Here is a 26,246-nt window from a genome sequence, read left to right as displayed (position 1 = left end):
CCAGATGACTGTGCTTGACAACAGGGTGGTGACCCCGGCCTCGGACGAGGAGGCCGCCGATCCCCGCGATCCCCGGGTACGGCTCGGCCACCTGCTGGACGAGGGCTCGATCCGGCTGATCAGCCCCGAGGACAAGAGCGGCGTCCTGGCCGTCACCGGCCGCGTCGAGGGCGTCCCCGTCGTCGCGTTCTGCAGCGACGCCCGGGTCCAGGGCGGCGCGATGGGCAGTGACGGCTGCGAGCACATCGTCCACGCGTACGACGTGGCCGTCCGCGAGCGCGTCCCGGTGATCGGTGTCTGGCACTCCGGCGGGGCCCGCCTGGCCGAGGGCGTCGAGTCGCTGCACGCGGTGGGCCGCGTGTTCGCCGCCATGACCAAGGCGTCGGGCGTCGTCCCGCAGATCTCGGTCGTCGTCGGGGCGGCGGCGGGCGGCGCGGCCTACGGCCCGGCCCTCACCGACATCGTGATCCTCTCCGACAGCGGCCGGATCTTCGTGACCGGGCCGGACGTCGTGCGCAGCGTCACCGGCGAAGAGATCGACATGGCCTCGCTGGGCGGCCCCGAGCCGCACAGCAAGCGCAGCGGCGTCGCCCATGTGGTGACCAAGACCGAGGCCGAGGCGCTGCTCAAGGCCCGCCAGATCGCGTCGCTGCTCGGCCACCAGGGCCGGGTGCGCGACGTCGACGAGGTCGACTTCAGCGACCTGCTGCCGGACAGCCCGCGCCGCGCCTACGACGTGCACCCGCTCGTGAACGGTCTCCTGGACGAGCCGGGCGTCGAGCTGCACCCCAAGTGGGCGCCCAACATGGTGACCATGCTCGGCCGTCTCGGCGGGCGCACGGTCGGCGTCGTCGCCAACAACCCGATGCGGCTCGGCGGCTGCCTCGACTCCACCTCGGCCGAGAAGGCCGCCCGGTTCGTCCGGATGTGCGACGCCCTCGGGGTCCCGCTGGTGGTCCTGGTCGACACGCCCGGCTACCTCCCGGGCGTGGGCCAGGAGCACGACGGCGTCGTGCGCCGCGGCGCCAAGCTGCTGCACGCCTTCGCGGAGGCGTCGGTGCCCCGGGTGACGCTGGTCACCCGCAAGTCGTACGGCGGCGCGTACATCGCGATGAACTCGCGCGCGCTCGGCGCGACCCGTGTCTTCGCGTGGCCCACCATGGACGTGGGCGTGACGGGCGCGGTGGCCGCGGTCCGGATCCTCAAGCGACGCGAGCTCGCCGCCGTGCCGGAGGAGGAGCGCCCGGCGCTGGAGGCCAAGCTCGCCGAGGAGCACGAGAAGATGTCGGGCGGCGTCGCCCGCGCCATCGACCTCGGGGTCGTCGACGAGGTGATCGAGCCGGCGAAGACCCGGGGCACGATCGCCAAGGTCCTGGCCCAGGCCACCCCGGCGCGCGGCGCGCACGGCAACATCCCGCTCTGACCCTGACCCGGCCTCCGCGGTACGGCGGCCGGGTCGACGGCGACGACACAGGCGCCGGTCCAGCAACTGGACCGGCGCCTGTTCTCATGTCGGAAGACCCCTCGTGCGGCATGGGCCGGTGGCGCTCGGCCCGCGGTCAGCCGCGACCGCCCGGTGTACGGCACACCGAACGGGGCAGGCGCGGCGCCGTCAGACGGCCGCGTGCAGCCAGCGGACGGGGGCGCCCTCACCGGCGTACCGGAAGGACTCCAGCTCCTCGCCCCACTGCTTGCCGAGGAGGCGGTCCAGCTCGTCCTCCAGGACGACCCGGCCCAGCGACGCCATGAGCATGGCGGTGCGCAACCGGTCCTCGGGGATCAGGATGTCGCCGTTCGCGCCGACGACGGCCGTGAAGGCGCCGAGCGTCGGCGTGTACGCGTAGCGGGAGCCGTCCACGCCGGGCGAGGCGTCCTCGGTGATCTCGAATCGGATGCGCTGCCAGGCCATGAGCGACGACGAGATCGCCGCCGCCGTCCCCGGACGCCCCTCCCACTCCGCCTGGGCACGAACGGCCCCGGGCGCGGCAGGCTGGGCGGTCCACGTCAGATCGACGGGCACGCCAAGAACGCCTGCGACGGCCCACTCGATATGCGGGCACAACGCAGGCTGAGCCGAGTGGACGTACAGCACGCCACGAGCAGCTGCCACCGGACCTCCCAAATCGCATGAGGTGCGCCTTCCCCAACGGCCTCACACTGGGATGATCACAAGTGACTGAAGGAGAGACTACCGTCCGTCGCAGCCAGGCACCAGAGGGGGGTCATACGGATTAGGGCTTGACAACGATCCGTATAGGGAAGACTGCACTCAGTAAGATTTCCGACGCGAAGGGCCACCCCCCATGCGCCCACCCGCCGGCGGCCTCCCCGGGGTCCGGATCGTCGAACCCGAGCCCGGCCGCCCCGCCCTCATCCGCCCCGGAGAGCTGATCACCTCGTCGCTGAGCGCGGTCTCCCGATGGACGGTCGCCGCCGTCCCGGCCGGGCCGGTCCACCACCTGCGGCTGTCGCCCGACGCCGACGTCCTCGACCTCGCGGCCGAGCTGCGCGACCGGGGACACCACGCCTCGCCCAACCACGTCCTCCTCGGCCAGCCGCTGCTGTTCGGCGGCCCCGGCGGCCGGCCGGTCCCCGCACGGCCGGTGCCGTACGCGCGGGAGGAGCCGTGGGGCGTCACGGTCGGCGTGCTGGACACCGGGCTGGCCCCGCACCCGTGGCTCGCCGAGTGGTACTCCGACGAGGTCGCGGAGATCCCCGACGCCGACCGCGACGGTGTGCTCGACGAGCAGGCCGGGCACGGCACGTTCGTGGCCGGGCTGATCCTGCGGGAGTCCCCGGGCGTCCGGTTGCGTGCCGTACGGGTCCTCGACAGCCACGGGGTGAGCGATCAGGCGACGCTGCTGCGCGCGCTGGAGCGACTCGGCGGCGAGCGGATCGACGTCCTCAACCTCTCCATGGGCGGTTACACCGTGGACGACGAGCCGCCGCTCGGGCTGACCGAGGCGTTGCGCCCCTTCCCGGCGGTGGTCGCGTGCGCGGGGAACACCGCCTCCTCCCGCCCGTTCTGGCCCGCGGCGCTGCCGGACGTGGTCGCCGTCGGCGCGCTCGACGGCGCGGCACGGGCCTCCTTCTCGGCGCACGGGCCCTGGGTCGGCGCCTGTGCCCAGGGTGTGGAGCTGACGAGCAGCTTCCTGGAGCACGGGGCCTTCCACGGCTACGCGACGTGGAGCGGCACGTCGTTCGCGGCCGCGGTCGTCACGGGAGCGGTGGCGCGGCTGTGCCGGGAGATGCCGCCCGCCCGCGCCGTACGGCACGCGCTCCTGGACAGCCGGCGCGTGCCCGGCCTCGGCGTGACGGTGCCGCGGGGCCGCGACGAGGAGAGGGCGGCCGGACCGGTCGGGTGAAAGGCCCCGCCGGGCGCGGCCGAGCCCGGTAGGGTGATCGCGCTTCGCATCCTCTCCGACGCGTGGGGTGACGGACATGCACTCTGAGAAGACGTTCCCGGGCCTGGACCAGGCGGCCTGGGAGGAGCTCGTCACCCGCTTCGACGGCCGGATGTGGGCGGTGGCCCGCGCGTGCGGGCTCGGCCCGGCCGACGCGGCCGACGCCGTCCAGGGCGCGTGGCTGCGGATGGTCGAGAGCCTGGACGGCATCCGCGACCCCGAGCGGATCGGTGCCTGGCTGATCACGACGACCCGGCACGAGGCGGTCCGGCTCGCCCGGCGGTCCCGGGGAGAGCGCCCGGCGGCGGACGCGCTCCCCGACGTGCCCGTCCCCGACCCCGCCGCGTCCGTGGTGGACGCCGAGTTCGGCCGTCGGCTCTGGCTGCGACTGGACGGGCTGGCCGAGCCGTGCCGCTCGCTGCTCCGCCTGTACGCGCTGAACCCCGACGCGAAGTACGCCCAGATCTCCATGCGCCTCGGTCTCCCGATGGGGAGCATCGGGCCGACCCGCTCCCGGTGCGTGTCCCGGCTGAGGGCGCTGATCGAGGAGGAACGGTGACCGACGACGACCACCTGCCCACGTATCTGCTGGCGGCGCTGCGGATGGCCGCCGGGGCCGATCCGGTGCCGGGCCGTGTGTCCGCCGCCGCGCGGGCCGCCTTCGCGCTGCGGCTGCCCGGCGCCGTGGTGGCGAGCCCGGCCGAGGTCGGGCCGGGCGTGGGTGCCCGCTCGGAGGGACGGCCCGTGATGCACCGGTTCGCCGCGGACGGCCTCATCCTCGACGTCGAGGTGACCGTCGCCGATGACCGCCTCGACGTGGCCGGGCAGGTCTCCCCCGCTCCCGGCCCCGACGCCAGGATCGAGGTCCGCACCCCGGGCGCGGGCAGCAGCCGCGTCCCGTCCGAGACGGGCCACTTCGCGGTGGCCGGTCTGCCTCCCGGCTGGGTCAGCGTGGTCTGCCATCGGCCAGATCGTGCTCCGGTGGCCACGCGCTGGCTCCACGTCCGCGATTGACCGCCGTGAGCTCCGGCGCGCCGGTCGGTGTCAGCCTGGACGGCGATGAGGCGACCCCGCTGGCCCGGGCCGAGCGCGCGGTCTGGCTGTCGGCCACCGATCCCGAGCTCGCCGAGGCGGAGGCCCGCGCCGTCCTGGCCGAGGCCGAAGCGCAGGCGTCCGGCGCCCGGCGGTACGCCGAGGCGGTCCCGGTGGCCCTGCGCGCGGCGGCCCTCGCGGCCCGCGAGCTGGGCGACATCGACCTCGCCGTCGAGCGGCTCGAACGAGCCGTGACCGTCGGCGCGGACTTCCCGAACCGGGTGGCGCAGGCGCGGATGTCGCTGGTGACCATCACGGCCGAGCTCGGCGACCCCGAGCGCGGGCTGCGGCTGGCCGACCTCGCCGAGCGCGACCTCGCCGGCGTCGATCTGGCCCGGCTCGGCGTCCAGCGCTCCGCCGCGCTCATCCTGCTCGGCCGCTTCGGCGACGCCGTACGGCACTGCGACGACGCGCTCGGCGGGCTGGCCGCCGACCCGCGGTTCCACGCGGGCGGGCTGCTGAACCGGGGCGTCGCGCGTACCTATCTGGAGGAGTACGCGCGGGCCGAGGCGGACCTGTCGGCGTGCGCGCGGATCGCCAGGGACGCGGGGCTCGACCACCTCGCCATGCTCGCCGAGGGCAACCTGCCGTTCGTGGCCGCGCGGCGCGGCGACATCTCGGGGGCGTTCGAGAGTTATCGGGCCGCGGAGGCCACGCTGTTCGGCTATCCCGAGCGGCTGGCCGCGATGCGCACCGACTTCGCGCACGCGCTGGTCGGGGCGCGGCTGCTCGGGGAGGCCCGCACGCTGCTGGAGCGGGCCGTCCCGGATCTCGCCGGGTCCGGAGCGCAGGCCGGGCTCGCGGACGCCCGGCTGCTGCTGTCCCAGGTCGAGCTGCTCACAGGGGCGGCCGCGGACGCCCGCGCCTCGGCCGAGGCGGCGCGGTCCGAACTGGTACGGCAGGGGCGGACCGCCCGGGTGCCGCTCGCGACCGAGGTGGCGCTGCGCGCCCGGCTCGCGCTGGACGGGCCGAGCCCCGAGCTGCTCGCCGAGATGCTGGCCTGCGCGGGCGACCTCGACGGCGGCGGCGCGGCGTCCGACGCGGCCGCGCTCCGCCTGACCGCGGCCGAGGCGGCCATGGCGATGGGTGACCTGTCCACGGCGCGCGACCGGCTGACGCTCCTGGCCGGCTCCGCCGCCCCGGTCGTGGTCCGGCAGCACGCGCTGGCCGTGCTGCGGCACCTGGACGGGGACCTCGCCGGAGCGCTGAACGCGGCCCGCGCGGGCGTGGCGGCGGCGCTCGCGCCGCACCCGGCCGCCACGGCGGACGGCGAGGCCGCCGCTCCCGTCGAGGCGCGCGCGTACGCCGTCCGGTCCGCCGAGGATCTCGCCCGCTTCTGCGTGCGGCTCGCGCTGGAAAGCGGCGACCCGTGGACCGTGCTCGTCTGCTCCGAACGCCGGCGGGCGCTCGTACGGGTGGCTCCGGAGCCGTGTCTCCCCGTCGAACCGGGACCGGCGTCCGAGGGGGCGTTGATCGAGTTGGTGCGCAGCGGCGCGGACCTCACGGGCGTGCTGGTGACGTCCGGCCGGAGCGTCCTGCGACGGCTCGGCTCCTATCCGGCGGCGGCCGAGGCCACGGTCCGGGTGCGCTACGCGCTGCGCCGGCGCAACCTGCGCGACGTCCCCGCCGAGAGCGGCCTCGACCGCGATCTCGCGGCGCTCGACGACGCCCTGCTCAAGCCGCTCGGCGTGCCCGCCGGGCCGGTGACGATCGTGCCGACCGGCGCCCTGCACACCCTGCCCTGGCCGCTGCTCCCGTCCCTGCGGGGCCGTCCCGTGTCCGTGGCCGCGAGCCCGTCCTCCTGGCTCGCCGGGCCGCAGGCGCCTCCGGTGCGGGATCCCGTGGTCGTGGCGGTGGCCGGGCCGGGGCTGGAGCACGCGACGGTCGAGGCGGACGCCGTCGTCCGGGCGCATCCGGGCGCGATCCGGGTGGACGCGACGAGGGCCGCGGTGCTCGCCGCCCTCGGCCGCGCCGACGTGCTGCATGTCGCCGCGCACGGGACCTTCTCGCCGCGCGGCCCGCTGCTGTCGCGGATCACGCTCGACGACGGGCCGCTGATGGCCTACGACCTGGCCCGGCTGGACCGGATGCCGAGGCTGGTGATCCTCTCGGCGTGCGAGGCGGGCATGGCGCACGCCCCGGCGGACGGAGCCGTCCTCGGGCTGGCCGGCGCTTTCCTCGACCGGGGCGTCCGGTGCGTGATCGCCGGCGTGGTGCCGGTACGCGACGAGGAGGCCCCGGCGCTGATGGGGGTGTTCCACCCCCTCCTCAGGGAGGGGCGCACGCCGGCCGAGGCGCTCGCGTTGGCGGCCGCCGCGACCGATGTGCCGGGTTTCGTGTGCTTCGGCGCGGGAGATCTCCGGCTGGCGGCCCGCTGACGCCGACCGCCGCGGGCCGTCCTCCTCCGATCAGCCGGTGGCCACCGGGCGGGAGGGGTCGGTCACCCAGTGGGACCAGGAGCCGACGTAGAGCGCGGCGTGGATGCCGGCCAGCTCCAGCGCGAGCACCTCGTGCGCGGCGGTGACGCCCGACCCGCAGTAGGCCCCGACCGGCACGCCGTCCACCACGCCGAGCGTGTTGAACCGTTCGCGCAGGAACTCGCGGTTGTGGAACCGGCCGCCGGGCTCGACGTTCTCGAAGGTGGGCGCGCTGACCGCGCCGGGGACGTGCCCGGCCACCGGGTCGATCGGCTCCACCTCGCCGCGGTAGCGCTCGCCGGCGCGGGCGTCGAGCAGGACGCCGTTCACGGCGAGGTCGGCGGCCTGACCGGCGTCCAGCGTCGGCATGCCTCCGGGGACGGCGGTGAAGTCGCCGGGCGCCGGGTCCGCCCCGGCCCCCTCCTCGATCGGGAGCCCGGCGTGCCGCCAGGCCCGGATGCCGCCGTCGAGAACGCGCACGTCCTGGTGGCCGTAGTAGCGCAGCGTCCACCACGCCCGAGCCGCCGCCGTGGCGTCGGCCTCGTCGTACACGACCACCGGGCGGGAGCCGTCCACGCCGAGGCGGCGCATCGCCGCCTGGAAGTCGGCGGCCTCGGGCAGCGGGTGCCGCCCGCCGGCGCCGGGCGCGGCGGCGAGGTCGAGGTCGAGAGCGCAGAAGACCGCGCCCGGGATGTGGCCCTCCACATAGGACTCGTGGTCGGACGGTCCACCACCGAGCCGCCAGCGGACATCGAGGATCGCGGCTCCATCGAGACCCGCGAGCTCTTCGGGCGTGACAAGCGTGCTCATCTGGCACTTACCTCCAACAATGGGACGTTCTGTTCGGCCGCCGTCAGGGAGCCGTGATAACCGATCATGGCGGCTTCGACGGGCTCGGCCTGGGAGGCGACGATCGCGGAGTCGTCGTACGGCACCGCCACGACGTCGCCGATCCGGCCCAGCCACTCCCTGCGTACGGCCGGGCCGAACCACCCGGAGTCCACGGCCTCTTCCCTGGAGACCACCCAGGCCCGGCCGCGCAGCGCCTCGGCCCACGTCTCCAGGACCGCCGGGGCCGCCCCCTCCGCCGTGTAGAGGTGGCGGACCCGCGCCTCGCCGCCGAGGAGCGCCACCCCCTCGCGCAGCTCGGGTCGCAGGTCCACGTCCACCTTCTCGACGGCGTTGATCATGCCGTGGTCGGCGGTGACGTACATGACCGAGCCGCGCGGCAGCGACTCGGCGATCCGCTGGGCCATCCGGTCGACGAGGGCCAGCTCCTCCAGCCACTGGGTGCTGCCCCAGCCGGTCTCGTGGCCGGCCGCGTCCACGCCGCCGTAGTAGACGGTGACGAACGACCGGCCGCGCAGCGCCTCCCGCACGCCCTCGACGCGGTCGTCCACGCTCTCCGCCGCGACGTGCCGTACGCCCCGGTAGACGGCGCGGGTGAGGCCGGTCCCCCGGAACGCCCCGGGCGCGACGTAGACGGGGTCCACGCCCGCCGCGGCCAGCCGCTGGTAGACCGTCTCGGCCGGCTGCCACCAGTCGGGGTCGACGGCGTGGCCGGGGGCGGTCCAGCGCAGGCAGTTGAACAACCGCCCCTCCCCCGGGACCGCCATGAGGATGCCGACCATCCCGTGCTCGCCGGGGGGCGACCCCGTGCCGAGGGTGGCGAGGCTCGTCGGCGTCGAGGAGGGGAATCCGGCGGTGAGCGTCCGCCCCAGCTGCCCGGACAGGAACGGCGCGGCGTCCGGATGGACGCGCAACAGGTCGGCGCCCAGGCCGTCCACGAGGAACAGGCACACCCGCTCGGCGGGGTCGAGCCGCAGCGTGTTCTCCGCACCGGCCCCCAGCGCGGCCAGCACGGACCCCGGAAGGTCGGACAGCGAGGCGCCGCCGTACTCCGGGACGTACGGCACGGCGGAGCGCCCGGAGCGGGACTCGGTCACGTCACCTCCAGGGACGGGATCAGCCGGCGGCGTGGGCGGTGGCCTCAGAGAGGGCCTTGGCGAATTCGAGCACGTGCGCGACCGCCTCCGGGCCGTCGGCCGCCTCGCTCACCCGCAGCGACAGGTCGTCGGCGGTGATGGCGCCCGTGTAGCCGTGGTCGGCCTCGCAGTTCTCGTCGCCGCAGGTCGCCGGCTCGAGATCCACGTGCGAGATCGCCCCCCAGCCGATCGTCAGCGTGGCCTCGGTGGGGGGAACGCCGGGCACGTACGAGGCCGGGTCGGGCACCACCCGGGTGACCGCGACCGACTGGATGCGGCTGAGCCGTACGGCCTCGGTGGTGGTGGAGGCGTGCGAGGCGGGCATGCCCTCGGCGGGCGGGTGCTCGTCCGTGTGGCAGACGAGCAGCCGGGTCGGCGAGAGCACCAGGACGGTGACGTGCCTGCGCACCTCCATCGCCGGGTCGAAGGTGGCCTCGTGATGCACGACGTATGCCGTGACCTGTTCCTTGCCAAGGGCGGAGTCGACCGCGTCGGCGACCAGATCGGGGTAGTAGCCGCTGCGCTCGATCGCCTCACGCATTCCGGCGGCGGAGACTCGGGTTTCCCTCATGGGGTCCATCCTGCCCTGTAAGGGACACCGGTTTCACACTCACGCGAAACCGGCCTCCTCACCGCAGACGGCGCGGTCCGACGTCGAGCCGGGGGCCGACCTCGGGCCGCAGCACGGCTCTGGCCCCCAGGACGACGACCGCCGACTCCCCCACCAGCACCTCGTCCAGGTCCATCCGGCGGACCTCGGGCAGCGCGTCGGCGAGGAGACCCACCCTGACCAGCAGGTCCTCCAGCGCGTCCACGGCCACCGGCGGGTAGCCGTACTCGCCGAGGAGCAGCGGCGCGGCCCGCACCGAGCGCACGAGCGCGGCGGCGTCCTCCGCGGTGAGCGGGGCCAGCCGGTAGGCACGGTCGCCGAGCAGCCGGGCCGCCATGTCGCCCAGCCCGAAGGACACCACCGCCCCGGCGTCCCGGTCCTGCAGCACGCCGACGACCGTGGCGGCCGACGGCTGCGGCGCCATGTGCTGCACCGCGATCGTCGCGCCCGGACCGAGCGTCGCGGCGAGGTCGGCGTACGCCTGGCGGAGGCTGCCCGGCTCGCCCAGGCCGAGCCGTACGATGCCGGACCGGCGGGGCGCGTCGGGGTCGGCGGCCGCCGTCACGGGCCGCGCCACCGGCTTCAACGCCACGGGCCAGCCGATCCGGTCGGCCGCGGCCACCGCCTCGTCGGCCGAGGCGACCGGCTCGGCGGGCCACACCTCGATGCCGTAGCAGGCGAGCAGCTCCGTCGCGTCGATCTCGACCTGTTCGGCGCCGGAGGCCAGCGCGTCGGCGATCAGCCGCCTGGCCCGCGCGGTGTCCACGCCGGCGACCACCGGCGGCGTGCCGACCGGCTGCTCGCGCCAGTGTGCGTAGCGGACGGCGTGCGCCAGCGCGCGTACGGCCTCCTCGGGCGCGGGATAGGACGGGATGGAGCCCCTGGACGGGCCCTCCCCGGGAACGCGCAGCTCGACGGGCATGCCCAGCTCGCCCTGGAAGGTGGCCAGCACCGGCTTGCCGGACTCCCCGGCGACCCGGACCAGTTCGGCGGCGACCTCGGCGTGGCCACCGGGGATCGGCGGCATGTAGATCACGACCGCCGCGTCCACGTCGGGGAGCACGCCGGAGAGGGCGGCGGCGAACTCGGCGCCCCCGGCGCGCGCCCCGAGGTTGACCGCCGGGACCGGTTCCAGGCCCCGGGCGCGGCAGGCGTCGACGGCCAGCAGCGCGAGCGCGTCGGAATTGCTCACCACGCCCACCCGGGGGCCGGCGGGCAGCGGCTGGTGGGCCAGCAGTTGCGCGACGTCGAAGAGCTGGGCCAGGTCGTCCACCCGGATCACCCCGGCCTGCTGGAACAGCGCGCTCAGCGCGGTGTCGGGCAGTCGGAGCACCCGGGCCGCGTGCCCGGTGGGCACCCCCTGGCTCTTGACGACGACGAGCGGCTTGGTGCGGGAGATCCGCCGGGTCAGCCGGAAGAACTTGCGCGGGTTGCCCAGGGATTCCAGGTAGAGCAGGATCACGTCGGTCGCCGGGTCCTCCTCCCAGTACTGCAGGAGGTCGTTGCCCGACACGTCGGCGCGGTTGCCCGCCGAGACGAACGTCGAGATGCCCATGCCGCGCTGGGCCACCCGCTGCAGCAGGGCCGTGCCGAGCGCGCCCGACTGGCTGAAGAACCCGACCCTGCCCCGTCCCGGCAGCGTCGCGGCGAGGGTGGCGTTGAGGCGGATCGCGGGGTCGGTGTTCGCGATGCCGAGGCAGTTGGGGCCCACCACGCGCAAGCCGTACGCGCGGGCGATGCGGACCAGCTCGTCCTGGCGGGCGCGCCCCTCCGGCCCGGTCTCCCCGAAGCCGGAGGAGACCACGACCAGGCCCTTCACCCCTTTCTCCGCGCACTCCTTCACCACGTCGAGCACGCCCTCGGCGGGGATCGCGAGCACCGCGAGGTCCACCTCGCCGTCGATCGCCGACACGCTCCGGTACGCGCGTACCCCGGCGACCGCCCTCACCTCGCGGTGCACGGGGTAGACGGGGCCGGTGAAGTCGGCGGCGAGCAGGTTGCGCAGCACGGTCTGGCCGATGCCGCCCGGCTCGCGGCTGGCGCCGATCACCGCGACGGACTCCGGCTTCAGCAGCCGCTCGATGGAGCGCGCCTCGGCCCGGTGCTCGCGGGCCGCCGTCACCTGCACGGCGCTGTCGGTGGTGGCCAGGTCCAGCGTCATGCGTACGACGCCGTCCTCGAAGTGGCTCTGCGCGGTGTAGCCGGCCTGGCGGAACATCGCCATCATCCGGTGGTTGGCCGGCAGCACGTCGGCGATGAACGTGCGGATCCCACGCTCCCTGGCGGCCGCGCGCAGATGTTCGAGCAGCACGGACGCCATGCCCCTGCCCTGGTGCGCGTCCTCCACGAGGAACGCCACCTCGGCATGGTCGGCCGGCTGCACCCGGTCGTAGCGCACGACCGCGACCATCTCGGTGCCGATCGTGGCGATGAGCGCGACCCGGTTGTCGTAGTCGACGTTGGTGAACCAGGCGATCTCGCGGTCGCTCAGGGTGGGCCGGGGGCCGAAGTAGCGGAAGTAGATCGACTCCTCGGAGAGACGCGAATAGAACGCGCGCATCAGATCCGCGTCGTCCGGCCGGATCGGGCGCAGATGCGCCGTTCCGCCGTCCGAGAGCACGACGTCCGCCTCCCAATGGGCGGGGTAGCGGGATTCCACAGATTCGAGGGTAGTCCCGGCGCTCCACCACCCTGCAGGGCAACGCTTGTGCATCGACTCCCCCTGAAGAAGGGCCCGACCCCCACGACGTGGCCAGAAGCTGTTAAGTTTCTCGGCATAGCCCTAAAGCCCGGCGAGGACGCCGACCCCCTCCGGCGGACTCACCTCAACGAGCAGCTGGCAAGGTGGTGACATCATGACGCGGGTCGTCGTGGTGGGCGATCTCATGACCGACGCGCTCGCGCGCGCCCGCTTCCCCCTCGCGAGGGCGAGTGACACCCCGGCGGTCGTGACGATGCACGGCGGCGGTTCCGGGGCGAACATCGCGTCCTGGCTCGCGGTCGAAGGCAACGAGGTGGCCTTCATCGGCCGCCGCGGCGCCGACATCACCGGCCGTAATCGCGACATGGAGCTGATGGGCTACGGCGTGGACGCCCGGCTCGTGATGGACCCCGAGCGCCCGACCGGCACCTGCGTGGTGCTCGTCACGCACAAGGGTGAGCGGACCATGCTGTCCGATCCCGGGGCCAACGCCGCCCTCGCGCCCGAGGATCTGCCGCGCGACCTGTTCAGCGCGGGTGCCCACCTGCACGTGTCCGGCTACACGCTCATCAACGAGGGCTCGCGCGATGCCGGGATGGCCGCGCTCGACCTGGCCCGCCGGGCCGGCATGTCCATCTCCGTGGACTGCGCCTCGGCCGCGCCCGTGGAGCGCACCGGCGCCGAGCCGTTCCTGGAGTGGACCCACGGCGCCAAGCTGCTGCTCGCCAACGCCGACCAGGCCAAGGTGCTGACCGGCCGGGACGACGCCGCGGCCGCGGCGAAGGTGCTCACCGCCTGGTTCCCCCAGGTCGTGATAAAGCTCAACAAGGACGGCGCCCTCTGGTACACCAACAACCGGTCCGAGCCGGTGCGGGCGCCCGCCGAGACGATCGACCGGATCGTGGAGGGCACCGGCGCCGGCGACGCGTTCGCCGCCGGCTTCCTGCCCCCGTGGCTGGCCGGCAAGCCGCCCGCCGAGGCCCTGGCGGCGGGCAACGCGCTGGCCGCCAAGTGCATCTCCTACCTCGGCGCCCGCCCCCGCCTCTAGATCGCCGCCCTTCGGGCGCCGTCCTTGATCAGCGCGTCCGCGGGCGGCGTGGCACGAGCCGCCGGGCGTAGCGCGAGCCTCCGCACGGCGTAGCGCGAGCCTCCCGGCGCGGCGGGGGGCCGAGGCCGGCCGCTGCGGCGGCGTGGACGGAGGCGGTGCGACCGTTGTCCGGCAGAGCGCCGACGTGATCGCTCCGGATGTGGGCACAGCGTTGACATAGACTGCCGAAGTGAGTCACACCGGTCCAGGACCGACAATCCCGGAGCTTCCCCTCCAGGCACTTGAGTGCTTTTCCGTGCTGGCTCACCAACTTCATTTCGGCCGCACGGCTGAAACTCTCGGAATTTCTCAAGGGCGCGTCTCCCAATTGATAAAGCGCCTGGAAATCCGGGTGGGCGCTCCGGTATTCGAACGTACGAGCCGCCGTGTCGAGCTGACTGCCGTGGGACGGGCGTTGGCGGATGAGGTCGTGCCGGCGTTCCGCCGGCTTCACGAAGGTTTCGACGCCGCCCGCGCCAGCGCGCTGGCGACGGATCGACCCATGCGAGTGGGTTTCCAATGCGCCGTGTACGAACCGGTCGCCAGAGCGATCGCAGGACTTCCGGAGGGTGCCACACAACTTGTCGAACTCTCCTGGGGGGACCCGTTCACTCACCTGATTCGGGGAGAGATCGACGTTGCCATCGTTCTCGCACCCTGTCGCGAAAAAGGCCTCCATCCTATGCTGGAATTTTCGCGGCAACCGATGTTTCTTGCCGTCTCCGGCACGCACCGCTTGGCTCGTGGGTCGCATGTCTCCGGCAGCGAGTTGTCCGATCTGGAGTTGATCGAGCCGCTCGGCCCCGCACCCGACTACTGGCGTCAGGTGAACGCGCCGAAGAAGACACGCGGCGGGCATGAGCTGACCTATTCAGCCGGTGCCGGAACGATCCAGGAGGCGCTCTCGACCGTGGCCAGCTCACGTCTCGGCCTGCTGTTGTGCGAAGCGAGCACGAGGTACGTCCCACGGCCGGATATCCGCTACCTACCTGCTCCGGACCTGGAGCCGACGACGCTGCTCGTCCTGCGAAGCGAGCGGAAGCAGCACGGCCTGGCCGACAGGTTCGCCGAACTTCTGGTGAAGAACCTGAGGTGAGAATCCGTTGTCGCTGATCATCACGCGCCCTGACCACCGACATCGCGAGCTCGTCCCGAGCACTCAGTAGTGACCAGTTCCTCGCGCCGACGGCCTGGAGCCGGTCGGTGCGGTCGTGATGTGATCGCGACGATCAACCCGGCCAGCGTGATCAGCGACGCCGAGAACATAACGGCGTGATTTCCCGCGTTGTCGATGACGATCCCGCCTGCGAACGCACCCAGAGCGATGCTCGCGTTGAACACGCCGGCCCACAGCGCGGCCGATGCCTCGATGCGCACAGGGTCGGCTTTGCGGACCCAGGTCTGCGTCGACACCGAGACCGCGCCATACGAGACGCCCCAGACGATCAGCACGATCAGCGTCGTGACTGTGCGTGCGGTCGCGAACGGCAGCAGTACCGCGGCGAGCGCCACGCCCGCCAGCACACTCGCCACGATCCCCTTCGTGTATCCGCCCGCCAAGGGACCGAGGGTGAAGTTGCCGGCGACGCCGGCCAGACCGTAGACCAGCAGGCAGGCCGCGATCAGGCCCGCGCTCATGCCCGCATCGATTTCGAGAATCGGGCGGACATACGTGTAGCCGGTGAAGTGACCGAACACGACGAGTGCCGTGATCGCCAGCCCCGCGGCGACACCGCGGTTTCTGAGCACGTCGAGGATTCCGTCGAGCCTGCTCCGCTCATGAACCGGGAGCGCCGGAAGCGTGCCGATGAGGACCGCCGTGGCGACCACGCCCAGGAGCGCGAGTGCCCAGAACGCGGCACGCCAGCCCAGGAACGCCGCGATGTATGTCCCCAACGGCACGCCGATGACCGAAGCGATCGATACTCCCGAGAATATGAGCGCGGTGGCGAGCGCGATTCGTGACCCATCGACAATTCTTGGGCCCAATCCCGCGGCAAGCGCCCATACCATGCCCATCGAAATGCCGAGGAGTATCCGAGCGGAAGCCAGCATCAGGAAACTGGGCGCGATCGCGGTCAGCGCGTTGGCCAGTGAAAGCAGAATCATGAAGGCCACGAGCACCTTCTTGCGATCACGAAGTCCGATGAGCGCCGGAACGAAGGGAGATACGGCCGCGGCGATGATCCCCGTGATCGTGAGGGAAAGGCCGGTGACTCCGTCGGAGACGGAAAGCGTATCCGCGATCGGGGTCAGCAAGCCGACCGGCATCATTTCAGAAGACACAACCGTGAACGTGCTCAGCGCCACCGCGATGACCGGCAGCCAGGGATATTTGATGCTGCTTGCTGTTTGGAGTGGGTGAGTTCCGGCATTTTTCACAAAGTCAGTCCACCACCCCCTCAAGGGCGGAACAAGATCGATTCCCTAAACGCGCCATTAGCGCCAGTAATAGATCCGTGAATGGCGCTCCTGTCGCTCCAGCCGTAGATCGAGATCTTGCTGGTGAGCAGCGGGCAGTCACGCGGAAAGCCCGCACGCCGGATGAGCCGTCACCTGGGCCTGCCGACCTCACATCGCTCGGCAAGCTGTTCTGGTCCGGCCTGCAGGTGGGCTGGGTGCGGGCACCCGAGCAGCTCATCGCCCGGCTCGCCCTCGCGCACGGCGTGCTCGTCCTGCCCGGAAGCAGGACGAGCATCGACGGCTCGTACGCCGATCACCTGCGGATCTCGTGCGTCGCCGAGCCGGCCGAGCTGTGGCTCGCGGCGGAGCGACTGGGCAGGGCGTGGGCCGCGCTCCCGGCGCCCGGCTTGGGGCCCTCCCAGTACCGCTCCACGAGGCGAGGGAGCATCTGAAGGCGCTCCCAGCCGGACGCTAGGACGTCACGGCGAGGGCGAGCGGAAGGACGCCGGGCGCGCCCGCGTGCCGGATCTGGGCCGCGGCGAGCGTCATGGTCCAGCCGGTGTCCACCCGGTCGTCCACCAGCAGGACCGGGCCGCCCGCGGCGGCGATCCGCTCGGCGAGATCGCGCGGCATCGCGAGAGTGCCGCGGACCGCGGAGACGCGCTGGGCGCTGTTGAACTGCCGTCCCGGCGGTCCGCCGCGGTAGCCCAGCTCTCCCAGGTAGTCCAGACGGCCGATGCCGGCGATCCGCTCGGCCAGGTTCCGCACGAGCTGGGGGCGGGACGCGGACGGGAGGCTGACCACCGCCACCGGCCGCGCCTGCCAGTCCCACGACTTGAGCACGCCCACCACCGCGCCGAACACGTCGTCGGGCACCGGCCCGTCCGGCCCGGCGAACAGCTCGCGCAGCCGGGTGCCCCAGCCGATGTCGGTGAGCCGGCCGAGCACGCGGCCCGTCTCGGCCGACAGTTCGGGCTTGATCCGGCCCTTCAGGTCGGCGAGGCCGGTCGGCCACTGGCGGCGCGCCTCCAGGTCCACCCCGGGGCGGGCCAGGCGGTCGTGCGCGACCTGGACATCCTCGGCCGCGACCTCCGCCGAGCGGTGGACACCGGTGCAGTTGTCACACCGGCCGCACGGGCGTGCCTCGTCGTCGTCGAGGTGCCCGCGCAGGAACCGCTCCCGGCACTCGGTGGTCGCGATGTACCCGAGCATGGCCTCCTGCTCGGCCGCGCGCTCGGCGGCGACCCGGCGATAACGCTCGGCGTCGTACGTCCAGGGCTCCCCGGTCGCCTCCCAACCGCCCTTCACCCGGCGGACCGCGCCGTCCACGTCGAGGACCTTGAGCATCATCTCCAGCCGGCTCCGGCTGAGGTCGACGCGCGTCTCGAGGGCGGCCGTCGAGAGCGTGCCCTCCTCCGAGAGCGCCGCTAGCGTCGTGCGGACCACCGGCTCGGGCGGGAACGCGAGCGAGGCGAAATAGGACCAGATCTCCCGGTCCTCCGCGCCCGGGAGCAGGATCACCTCCGCCCGCTCAACGCCGCGGCCCGCGCGGCCGACCTGCTGGTAGTACGCCACGGGCGAGGCCGGAGCGCCGACGTGGACGACGAAGCCGAGGTCCGGCTTGTCGAAGCCCATGCCCAGGGCGGAGGTGGCGACCAGCGCCTTGATGCGGTTGGCGAGCAGGTCCTCCTCGGCGGCCAGGCGCTCGGCCGGCTCGGTCTGCCCCGAGTACGCGGCCACCGGGTGCCCCTGCTCGCGCAGGTAGGCGGCGATCTCCTGGGCGGCGGCCACGGTCAGCGTATAGACGATGCCCGACCCCGGAAGCTCGTGCAGCGTCCTGGCCAGCCACGCCAGGCGCTCCCCGGACCCGCGGAGCCGCACGACGGACAGGTGCAGGCTCTCGCGCTCAAGGGGGCCGCGCAGGACGAGCGGGGCGGCGGGATCATCCCACTCGGGGCTCGCCGCGAGCTGCTCGGCGACGTCCCTGGTCACCCGCGCGTTGGCGGTCGCGGTGGTGGCGAGGACGGGGATGCCGGGCGGCAGCTCGGTCAGCATCGTGCGCAGGCGACGGTAGTCGGGCCGGAAGTCGTGCCCCCAGTCGGAGATGCAGTGGGCCTCGTCGATCACCAGCAGCCCGGCGCTCTCGGCCAGCTCGGGCAGCACCTGGTCGCGGAAGTCGGGGTTGTTCAGCCGCTCGGGGCTGACGAGAAGCACGTCGATCATGCCCTCGGCGACCTGGGCGTAGATCTTCTCCCACTCCTCGGGGTTGGCCGAGTTGATCGTGGCGGCGTGGATGCCGGCGCGCTCGGCGGCCGCGATCTGGTTGCGCATGAGGGCCAGCAGCGGGGAGACGATCACCGTCGGCCCCTCGCCCAGCTCGCGCAGCAGCGCGGTCGCCACGAAATAGACCGCCGACTTGCCCCAGCCGGTGCGCTGCACGACCAGGGCACGCCGCCGGTCCATCACCAGCGCCTTGATCGCCGCCCACTGGTCGTCGCGCAGCCGCGCGCCCTCTCCGGCCAGCGCCCGCAAGCGCGCCTCGGCCTCGTCGCGCAGCGCCCGCTCTTCCCCTGCCACTTCTGCTGTCACGGGTCCTTGCTACCAGTTCCCTCCGACTGTTCGCGCCCCGTCCCCGGCACCTGTGGACAACTCCGCCGCGCATCGGCTGGGTATGCCCCGCCGCCCCGGTTCGGCGGAGGGCTGGATCGGTGAGATCGAAGGCACCGATCCGGCCCTCACCTTCCTTCGCGCGTGCGGCGCGTCAGCAGGGGGTGGCGGCTTCGACGCGCTCCTGAGCGAGCCTCGCCGCCGGCGACTGCGCTCTGGTACGGCTGAGCTCGGGCAGGAGGGACGCGATCCCAAGTACGGCCAGCCCGGCACCCAGCCAAAGGGGAGCCCGCAGACCGAAGCCGTCAATGGCCAGCCCACCGACCGAGGAGCCGATGATCACCCCGAAAGTGATGAAGGAGGCGTGGACAGTGTTGACCAGCGCCCCCGGGTTACCGACGCGCTGGACGCGTACGGCCATCGCCGGGTTCATGGTCACTCCAACCAGCCCGACGCCCAGCATGGCGATCACCGCGAGGACGCTGAGGTGGGCGAACAGCGCGAAACCGGCCAAGAAGATCATGTTGAGGATCAGCCCGGACAGCAGGACGCTGATGGTGTGCTTGTCGGCCAGGCGTCCGACGACGTAGTTCCCGATCACGGTGGCTGCGCCGTACGCGACGAGCAGCAGGGGAACGGCCCTCGAGGGGAACCCGGTGACCTGGGTGAGGATCGGGCTGAGATAGCTGAAAGCGGAAAAAGTGGCGCCGATGATGAGGGTGCTGGTCGACAACGCCAGCCACAGCCTGCCGTTCCGGAAGACCGCCATCTCCTGCCGGAAATCGCCGTTGCCGCCGTCAGCACGCCCGAGCCTGGGAACCCCCATCATCGTGGCGAGCGCGGCGATGACGGTCAGGGCGCCGACGGCCCAGAAGGCGGCACGCCAGCCGAGCTGCCCGCCGATCAACGTGGACAGCGGCAGCCCGAGCAGGGTGCCGAGCATCAATCCGTTCAGGACGATGGCGAGAGCGCGGCCGCGTACCTCCGGGCGGCTCAGATGGACCGCCACCGAGATGGCGACTCCGAAGAACGCCTGGGAGGCGACTCCGGTGATGACGCGCGCGAGCATCATGATCGGGTAAGAGGGCGCGACCGCCGCGAGCACATTGCCCACCAGGAAGATCGCGAACAACAGCATGAGTGCGGGTTTCGGGCGTATCCGTACCAGGGCGACCGTCATCAGCGGCCCGCCCGCCGACATGGCCACCGCGAAGGCGGTGATCAGATAGCCGATTTGGGAGATGGTCACGCCAAGCCCCCCTGCCATCTCGGGCATCAGGCCACCGACGGCGAACTCGCTGGTGACCATGGCGAAGATGCCGATGGCCAGGACGTAGACGGCTCTGGGCAAGAGGGCTCCTTTTTACATCAATCGGTGCAGAATTCGGGCACGAAAAAGCACGGGCACGAAAAAGCAGAGGTCAAGCCAGGGCGTCCATGGCCGTGGCCGCGATGGCCGCGATGGTGGCGTCGTCGGCGCCCCCCTGAGCGGCCACCCGCATCCCGGCGATCACGGCGTTGACGAACCTGGCGAGCTCGGCGGGATCGCGGGTGGAGCCGATGTCGCCATCGCGCTGCCCGCACCTGATGGCCGCACTCAGACTGATGATTCGGCGCTCGGTGTCGCGGGCGAGCATCAGGCCGATCTCCGGGTCGCGGCCGGCGAGCTCCATCGTGGTGTTGACGGTCAGGCAGCCGAGGCCGTGGCCGTCGCGCCTGTTCGCCGCCTCCGTCTGGAGGATCTTGGCGAACAGTGCGCGGATCCGCTCGATCGCCGGCAGTTCGTGATTGTCAAGGATGCGCACCTGGTCGGCGGTGGTGGTGTCCATGTAGCGGGTCAGCGCGCGCTTGAACAGCTCGCGCTTGTTGGTGAAGGCGTTGTACACGCTGCTGCGGTCCAGGCCGAGCGCCTGGCACAGGTCTCTGGTCGAGGTCGACTCGTAGCCGTTCGCCCAGAACGTGCACATCGCGGTGTCGAGAACCTGGTCCTCGTCGAATGATCTCGGCCTCGCCATACGAGCACGCTACCCGTTTTGCATCAGTCGGTGCAATACGAGACGTTCAGCAGCTTGTGAGATACAACTAGACAAGGTGGCTGTCATCAGCCATGTATCCGAGCCGACGCGACATGGCCGGCCAGGTGCAGGCAAGCGGACAACTCCGCCCGCACATCGACTGGGTATCCCCCGCCGCCCCAGTTCAGCGGGCATGGTTGGATGAATCCCGATATGGACGTGACCACCTGGTACCTGGAGCAGACCGACCCCGGAGATCTGCGGCCGGCGCGGGAGCCGCGACTGCCCGTGGACATCGTGCGCGCGGCGATCCCCTCCCCCGAGTTCAACCGGTTCCTGTACACCGCGGTCGGCGGCGACTGGCAGTGGACCGAGCGCCTGCCGTGGACCTGGCAGCAGTGGATGTCCCTGCTGGACCGGCCGGGCACCGAGACCTGGGTCGCCTGGCGCGACGGAACGCCGGCCGGCTACGTGGAGCTGGTCTCCCACGACGGCGGCGTGGTGGAGATCTCCAGCTTCGGGCTGCTGCCGTTCGCGATCGGGCACGGGCTGGGCGGTCACCTCCTCACGACCGGTACGGCACGGGCCTGGGACATGGCCGACCGCTGGCCCGGCCTCCCTCCCACCCGGCGCGTCTGGCTGCACACCTGCTCCCTCGACGGCCCGGCGGCGCTGGCGAACTACCAGGCCCGCGGCTTCCGGATCTACGACACCCGGTTGAACGTGCCGGGCGACGAGGACGACGGCTGCACACCCGGCGCTTGGCCGGGCGCGATGCGCCCGCTGCCCGGCGTCCGCTGAGACGGCTCGCACCCGCCGGAAAACGACGTGGCGTCCCTCGCGGTGGCGGCCCGGCCACACTGAAACGGTCCGCCGCCGCGGCGGTGACCACTGACGGTGACAGGGATGCCCGACCGGCCCCATCGCGGCAGAGGGGCGGTGCACCGGGCATCGCACCCTGCCGCGTCGTACCAGCAGGAACACCAGACATATCTGGCAAATGCGTCGAAAGTCACTAAAGTCGGACCAGACGGGGCGGGAATCACCGCTGAGTCGCGACCACTCCCTGTCATCGGCACAATGTTCGATATGGCCCGACGCACGACCACACCCCCGCCGGACGAGGACTTCGAAGAGCGGATCGTCGATATCGACGTGTCCGAGGAGATGCGCGCCAGCTACCTGGAGTACGCGTACTCGGTGATCTACCAGCGCGCGCTCCCGGACGCCCGTGACGGGTTGAAGCCGGTGCAGCGCCGCATCCTCTACTCGATGAGCGAGATGGGACTGCGTCCCGATCGCGGCCACGTCAAGTCCTCGCGCGTCGTCGGTGACGTGATGGGCAAGCTCCACCCGCACGGCGACACCGCCATCTACGACGCGCTGGTGCGCCTGGCGCAGCCGTTCTCGATGCGGCTGCCCCTGGTGGACGGGCACGGCAACTTCGGCTCCCCCGACGACATGCCCGCCGCCATGCGGTACACCGAGGCCCGGCTCGCCGCCTCGGCACTGCTCATGGTGCAGTCGATCGACGAGGACACCGTCGACTTCAAGCCCAACTACGACGGCCAGGAGACCGAGCCGACCGTCCTGCCCGCGGCGTTCCCCAACCTGCTGGTCAACGGCGCCTCCGGCATCGCGGTCGGCATGGCGACCAACATGGCGCCGCACAACCTCAGCGAGGTCATCGCGGCGGCCCGGCACCTGATCAAGCGGCCGAACGCCACGCTCGAAGAGCTGATGCGCTTCGTCCCCGGGCCCGACCTGCCGACCGGCGGCACCATCATCGGCCTCTCCGGCGTCAGGGACGCGTACGAGAAGGGCCGCGGCACCTTCAAGATGCGGGCCAAGGCGACGATCGAGCAGGTCACACCGCGCCGCAAGGGCATCGTGATCACCGAGCTGCCGTTCAACGTCGGCCCCGAGCGCGTGGTCACCAAGGTCAAGGAGCTGGTGACCGCCAAGAAGCTCAACGGCATCGCCGACCTGAAGGACCTCACCGACCGCCACAAGGGCCTGCGGCTGGTCATCGAGGTCAAGAACGGCTTCCACCCCGAGGCCGTGCTGGAGGAGCTCTACCGGCTGACGCCGATGGAGGAGACCTTCGGCATCAACAACGTGGCGCTGGTGGACGGTCAGCCTCGCACCCTCGGCCTGCGCGAGCTGCTGCAGGTGTACGTCGACCACCGCCTCGACGTGGTGCGCCGCCGCTCGGCCCACCGCCGCCGCAAGCGCGAGGAGCGGCTCCACCTGGTGGACGGCCTCCTCGTCGCGCTGCTCAACATCGACGAGGTCATCCGCATCGTCCGTTCCTCGGACGACACCGCCCAGGCGCGCGCCGGGCTGATGGAGACCTTCGAGCTGAGCGAGATCCAGGCGAACTACATCCTGGACACCCCGCTGCGCCGCCTCACCCGGTACGACAAGCTGGAGCTCGACCGCGAGAAGGAGACGCTGTCCGCGGAGATCGCCTCGCTCACCGAGATCCTCTCCTCGGAGGACCGGCTCCGCCAGGTCGTCTCCAAGGAGCTCGCCGAGGTCGCCAAGACGTACGGCACACCGCGCCGCACCGTGCTGCTGGAGTCGTCGGGAGCGGCGCTCACCGCGGCGGTGCCGTTGGAGGTGGCCGACGACCCGTGCCTGATCCTGATGTCCTCGACCGGGCTCCTGGCCCGCACGTCCGACGCCACGCCGCTCGCCGCGGAGGGCGAGCGCGCCGCGCACGATGTGCTGGTCTCCGTGGTCCGCAGCACGGTCAGGACCGAGGTGGGCCTGGTCACCTCGCTGGGACGGCTGATCCGGGTCCCCGTGGTGGACCTGCCGACGCTGCCGCCCTCGGCCAACCCGCCGACGCTGGCGGGTGGGCATCCGGTCTCCGACTTCGTGACGCTGAACCCGGGCGAAACCGTCGTCGGGCTGGGCTCGCTCGACCCCGACGGCCCCGGTCTCGCGCTCGGCACCGCCCAGGGCGTGGTCAAGCGGGTCGTCCCCGAATACCCCGCCAACCGGGACGAGTTCGAGGTCATCGGCCTCCGCGACGGCGACATGGTCGTCGGCGCGGTCGAGCTGACCTCCCCCGAGCACGATCTGGTCTTCATCACCTCCGACGCGCAGATGCTGCGCTACCCCGCCTCCTCCGTGCGCCCGCAGGGCCGTCCGGCGGGCGGCATGGCGGGCATCCGCCTGGACGAGGGCGCGCGCGTGATCTGGTTCGGCGTGGTCGATCCCACCCAGGAGGCCCGCGTCGTCACGATCGCGGGCTCCTCGACCGCCCTGCCCGGCACCCAGATTGGAGGCGGCAAGGTCTCCGACTACGCCGAGTTCCCGCCCAAGGGCCGGGCCACCGGCGGCGTACGGGCGCAGCGCTTCCTCAAGGGCGAGGACGTGCTCCTGCTCGCCTGGGCCGGTCCGGCTCCGGTGAAGGCGGTGTCCTCGGTGGGCAAGCCGGTCCCGCTGCCCGAGGAACTGGGCCGCCGCGACGGATCCGGCGTCCGGCTCACGCACACGGTCGCCGCGATCGGCGGCGCGCTGGGCAGCACGGACCTGACGCCGACCCCGGGCGACGGCTCGGCCCCCGCCGATCAGGACGGGGAGGACGGCCAGGCGCCCGCCTCCTGACCAGGCCCGCCACACCCCCGTCCTCGACAGGCTCTCCAGCCGCGCCCGCGTTCTGAGCGGGATCCGACGCGCCACGGCCCTCTTCCTCCGGGAGCGCCATGGCGCGTCGTCGTCACCCCGTACAACGAGGCGGACATCCCGTAGCCGACGGCCCCAACTGCCGTCGGTCGAGTCCCTTCGGTGCGATCACACCCTGTACTTCGGCGTAGAGCCGATCGCTCTTCACGCCGTCCCGCGTCACGCCTGTGAATACGAATCGGGGCATCGGCGAAGTAGTGGGTAAGCCATCGAAGGGACACCCACCGCATGACTGTGCCACCGAACGCTGCCCACCCTCCCGCCGGAACGACACGCGGAGCGACAGCCCTCGGCCGCGACAGGCGGGTCACGGGGCGGATCGACCTGACGGGGAGGTCGTGTTGCGCGTTCATCTAGTGGTCACGGCCAAGCGCGCGGGTGCCCCGCTGCCTCCCGTGGTGCTCGACGCGGCGCGCGAGGCGATCATCCGCGCCTTCCCGGTCCCGGCCGAGGCCGTGACCGCACACGAATGGCGGTCGGCCGCCGGTGACACCGCGCTGCTGTCCTGGTCGAACGAGCCGGAGGGGCACGGGCTGCCGATCGTGCGCTCCACCGGTGGCCGGGTGGCGGGCCTCACCGGGCAACTGGCGGATCCGGGCGAGGTGGACCGGCTGCTGGCCGCTCCGCGGCTGGCGGAGGCCGCCACCCGCACCGGCGGCGTGTTCTCGGTCTTCCGGGCCGGCGAAGGGGAGATGGGCGCGGCCACCGGGCTCACCCGGGCCTGCCCCGTCTTCTACGCCGAGACCCCGGACGTCCACGTCGCCGGCAGCCGCGCGCTGCTCGTCCACCTCGCCGCCAGGGCGGCCGAGACGGGATCGCGCCGACCCGAGATCGTCTGGGATCTGCCCGCGATGGAGTCCATGGTGCGGGCCGGGTACTTCCTCTCCGACGAAACGCCGTTTCTCGGGGTCACCGCGTTGCCGCCCGCCGCCGAGATCAGCGTCACCGGCGGCCGCCGCGCCATCACCGTGACCCCGCTTCCCGACCCACGCGAGACGCCGACGTCCAGGCGCGGGATGCGCGCCCAGATCGACGAGCTCGCCGACGCGCTGCTCGCCGCCGTACGCCCCCTGCGGAACACCCCTGAGCCGGTACGGCTGTCGCTGACCGGGGGCCGCGACAGCCGCCTCCTCGCCGCGCTGCTGCACAAGGCCGGAATCCCGTTCGTGACGGCGACCTCGGGACACGACGACAGCCCCGACGTGGTACTCGCCGCGCGCGTCGCCGAGGCGCTCGGCGTCGAGCACCGCGTCGCCCGGCCGAAACGGTCCGAGAGCGGGACGGAGCTGGTCGTCCCGCATCCTCGCGTCCGCGGCCACAACGTGCTGTTCGCCTGCGAGGGCATGCTCTCGGCGTACGAGAACATCCCCGGCGGCGGGTCGTACGACCCCACGCCCCGGATGTCGGGCCACGGCGGGGAGATCCTGCGGGGAGGCTTCCTGCAGAACCAGGCCGACCCGGACCCGAAGGCGATCAGGCGCCGGGTGAACGGCCTGTTCGGCAAGAACGCCGACCTGCTGACCGAGGAGGCCAGGGAACACGCCCGCGCCCTGGCGTCCCCGTGGCAGGAGCGCTGCCGCGATGACGGGGCGAGTGTGCTCGACCATCTGTACCTGACGTATCGCGTGGGCCGCTGGCACGCGGCGTCCCGCGCGTCGTTGCTGCGCGCCCAGAACCCCATCCCGCCGTTCCTCGACAACCTGGTCGTCCGGACCGCCCTGAGCATCGATCCGCTGTGGCGGCGTTCCGAGGCGGTCATCCACGACGTGATCTGCGCTTTCGCGCCTCGGCTGCGTGACATCCCGGTGGAGGGCACCCCGTGGCGGTTCACCGCCGAGTCCTCCGACCGCACGCTGGTGGACCGGCTCCGGCTCCGGTGGCCGAGGCGCGCCCGCCCATCCGAGACCGGCGCGCCGAAAGCCGCCGCGCCGAGGGCGTTCGACCCGGCGAGCAAGCCCTGGAACTGGCGGACGACGCCCTCACCGGAACTGACCGACCGGATGTCCGGGGGCATCGTGGGCCCGCGTGGCGCGTTGGCGGCCGACGGGCTCGCGCGCGTCGTCGACGAGGCCGGCGTGGCCCGGCTGCCGGAGTCGCGGATGGACGCCTTCTGGCACGTGTACACGGTCTCGGTGATGCTGACCGACGCCTTCGCCGACCCGGTCGCTCCCGATCTCCCGCCGCTGCACATCCCCCTGCCGGCCTGAGCCGCCCCCGCGACGCCGCCGC

General features: G+C 72.5%; 20 protein-coding genes. 11 read left to right on the top strand and 9 right to left on the bottom strand.

Annotation, left to right across the window (positions count from 1 at the left end):
• Window positions 1-4 precede the first annotated feature (4 nt).
• Window positions 5-1,423: an acyl-CoA carboxylase subunit beta gene (locus tag AWQ68_RS22330; protein ID WP_066943231.1), complete on the top strand. Its 1,419-nt coding sequence runs from the start codon at window positions 5-7 to the stop codon at window positions 1,421-1,423.
• Between the two features lie 189 nt (window positions 1,424-1,612).
• On the opposite strand, the gene AWQ68_RS22325 is transcribed toward AWQ68_RS22330, so the two are convergent.
• Window positions 1,613-2,110 (bottom strand): DUF3145 domain-containing protein, encoded by a 498-nt coding sequence (locus AWQ68_RS22325; protein WP_066943229.1) that lies wholly within the window; start codon window positions 2,108-2,110, stop codon window positions 1,613-1,615.
• 193 nt (window positions 2,111-2,303) lie between these two features.
• Here AWQ68_RS22325 and AWQ68_RS22320 point away from each other — a divergent pair, with 193 nt between their 5' ends.
• From AWQ68_RS22320 to AWQ68_RS22305, 4 genes are all read left to right on the top strand, one after another.
• On the top strand, window positions 2,304-3,365 hold the full coding sequence (locus tag AWQ68_RS22320; RefSeq protein WP_066943227.1) for a S8 family peptidase: 1,062 nt from the start codon (window positions 2,304-2,306) through the stop codon (window positions 3,363-3,365).
• 76 nt (window positions 3,366-3,441) lie between these two features.
• Window positions 3,442-3,963: an RNA polymerase sigma factor gene (locus tag AWQ68_RS22315; protein WP_066943328.1), complete on the top strand. Its 522-nt coding sequence runs from the start codon at window positions 3,442-3,444 to the stop codon at window positions 3,961-3,963.
• The gene (locus tag AWQ68_RS22310) at window positions 3,960-4,418 is read left to right on the top strand and encodes a hypothetical protein (RefSeq protein WP_066943225.1); all 459 of its coding nucleotides are present in this window, start codon (window positions 3,960-3,962) and stop codon (window positions 4,416-4,418) included. Before AWQ68_RS22315 ends, AWQ68_RS22310 begins: the two co-directional genes overlap by 4 nt.
• 5 nt (window positions 4,419-4,423) lie before the next feature.
• Window positions 4,424-6,874 (top strand): CHAT domain-containing protein, encoded by a 2,451-nt coding sequence (locus tag AWQ68_RS22305; protein ID WP_066943223.1) that lies wholly within the window; start codon window positions 4,424-4,426, stop codon window positions 6,872-6,874.
• A 30-nt stretch (window positions 6,875-6,904) separates the two neighbouring features.
• On the opposite strand, the gene AWQ68_RS22300 is transcribed toward AWQ68_RS22305, so the two are convergent.
• The 4 genes from AWQ68_RS22300 to AWQ68_RS22285 are packed head-to-tail and all read right to left on the bottom strand — an operon-like array spanning window position 6,905 to window position 12,221.
• Window positions 6,905-7,723 carry a sulfurtransferase gene (locus tag AWQ68_RS22300; protein ID WP_066943221.1) on the bottom strand — a complete coding sequence of 273 codons (819 nt, stop codon included), beginning with the start codon at window positions 7,721-7,723 and terminating at the stop codon, window positions 6,905-6,907.
• Entirely contained in the window at window positions 7,720-8,859 is a 1,140-nt protein-coding gene (locus AWQ68_RS22295) for an alkaline phosphatase family protein (protein WP_066943219.1), read from the bottom strand. Before AWQ68_RS22295 ends, AWQ68_RS22300 begins: the two co-directional genes overlap by 4 nt.
• A gap of 19 nt (window positions 8,860-8,878) precedes the next feature.
• On the bottom strand, window positions 8,879-9,469 hold the full coding sequence (locus tag AWQ68_RS22290; protein ID WP_084464289.1) for a DUF5998 family protein: 591 nt from the start codon (window positions 9,467-9,469) through the stop codon (window positions 8,879-8,881).
• A gap of 58 nt (window positions 9,470-9,527) precedes the next feature.
• On the bottom strand, window positions 9,528-12,221 hold the full coding sequence (locus AWQ68_RS22285) for a bifunctional acetate--CoA ligase family protein/GNAT family N-acetyltransferase (RefSeq protein ID WP_084464288.1): 2,694 nt from the start codon (window positions 12,219-12,221) through the stop codon (window positions 9,528-9,530).
• 142 nt (window positions 12,222-12,363) lie between these two features.
• Here AWQ68_RS22285 and AWQ68_RS22280 point away from each other — a divergent pair, with 142 nt between their 5' ends.
• Together AWQ68_RS22280 and AWQ68_RS22275 are read left to right on the top strand one after the other, a co-directional pair.
• Window positions 12,364-13,257 (top strand): carbohydrate kinase family protein, encoded by an 894-nt coding sequence (locus tag AWQ68_RS22280; protein ID WP_066943212.1) that lies wholly within the window; start codon window positions 12,364-12,366, stop codon window positions 13,255-13,257.
• 229 nt (window positions 13,258-13,486) lie between these two features.
• Window positions 13,487-14,392 (top strand): LysR family transcriptional regulator, encoded by a 906-nt coding sequence (locus AWQ68_RS22275; RefSeq protein WP_084464287.1) that lies wholly within the window; start codon window positions 13,487-13,489, stop codon window positions 14,390-14,392.
• Between the two features lie 20 nt (window positions 14,393-14,412).
• Here the strand turns inward: AWQ68_RS22275 and AWQ68_RS22270 are convergent, their stop codons facing one another.
• Window positions 14,413-15,678 carry an MFS transporter gene (locus tag AWQ68_RS22270; protein ID WP_245656034.1) on the bottom strand — a complete coding sequence of 422 codons (1,266 nt, stop codon included), beginning with the start codon at window positions 15,676-15,678 and terminating at the stop codon, window positions 14,413-14,415.
• Between the two features lie 236 nt (window positions 15,679-15,914).
• On the opposite strand from AWQ68_RS22270, the gene AWQ68_RS22265 reads away from it, so the two are divergent.
• Window positions 15,915-16,151, top strand: coding sequence for a hypothetical protein (locus tag AWQ68_RS22265; protein ID WP_066943208.1), 237 nt, complete (start codon window positions 15,915-15,917; stop codon window positions 16,149-16,151).
• Window positions 16,152-16,170: 19 nt separating this feature from the next.
• On the opposite strand, the gene AWQ68_RS22260 is transcribed toward AWQ68_RS22265, so the two are convergent.
• The 3 genes from AWQ68_RS22260 to AWQ68_RS22250 form a co-directional block, all read right to left on the bottom strand.
• Window positions 16,171-18,288: a RecQ family ATP-dependent DNA helicase gene (locus AWQ68_RS22260; RefSeq protein WP_218006971.1), complete on the bottom strand. Its 2,118-nt coding sequence runs from the start codon at window positions 18,286-18,288 to the stop codon at window positions 16,171-16,173.
• 172 nt (window positions 18,289-18,460) lie between these two features.
• Window positions 18,461-19,657 (bottom strand): MFS transporter, encoded by a 1,197-nt coding sequence (locus tag AWQ68_RS22255; protein ID WP_066943204.1) that lies wholly within the window; start codon window positions 19,655-19,657, stop codon window positions 18,461-18,463.
• A 70-nt stretch (window positions 19,658-19,727) separates the two neighbouring features.
• Window positions 19,728-20,321 carry a TetR/AcrR family transcriptional regulator gene (locus tag AWQ68_RS22250; protein ID WP_066943202.1) on the bottom strand — a complete coding sequence of 198 codons (594 nt, stop codon included), beginning with the start codon at window positions 20,319-20,321 and terminating at the stop codon, window positions 19,728-19,730.
• A 201-nt stretch (window positions 20,322-20,522) separates the two neighbouring features.
• Between AWQ68_RS22250 and AWQ68_RS22245 the strand changes: the two genes are divergently transcribed.
• The 3 genes from AWQ68_RS22245 (at window position 20,523) to AWQ68_RS22235 (ending at window position 26,224) form a co-directional block, all read left to right on the top strand.
• A complete protein-coding gene (locus AWQ68_RS22245) occupies window positions 20,523-21,122 on the top strand; it encodes a GNAT family N-acetyltransferase (protein WP_066943200.1) in 600 nt (199 codons plus the stop codon).
• 288 nt (window positions 21,123-21,410) lie between these two features.
• Window positions 21,411-23,939, top strand: a complete 2,529-nt coding sequence (locus tag AWQ68_RS22240; RefSeq protein WP_066943198.1) for a DNA gyrase/topoisomerase IV subunit A — start codon at window positions 21,411-21,413, stop codon at window positions 23,937-23,939.
• Between the two features lie 419 nt (window positions 23,940-24,358).
• Window positions 24,359-26,224, top strand: coding sequence for an asparagine synthase-related protein (locus AWQ68_RS22235; protein WP_066943196.1), 1,866 nt, complete (start codon window positions 24,359-24,361; stop codon window positions 26,222-26,224).
• Window positions 26,225-26,246: the final 22 nt, after the last annotated feature.

The organism is Microtetraspora fusca (assembly GCF_001570365.1).
GTDB lineage: Bacteria > Actinomycetota > Actinomycetes > Streptosporangiales > Streptosporangiaceae > Microtetraspora > Microtetraspora fusca.
This window is presented reverse-complemented; position numbering and strand designations above follow the sequence as displayed.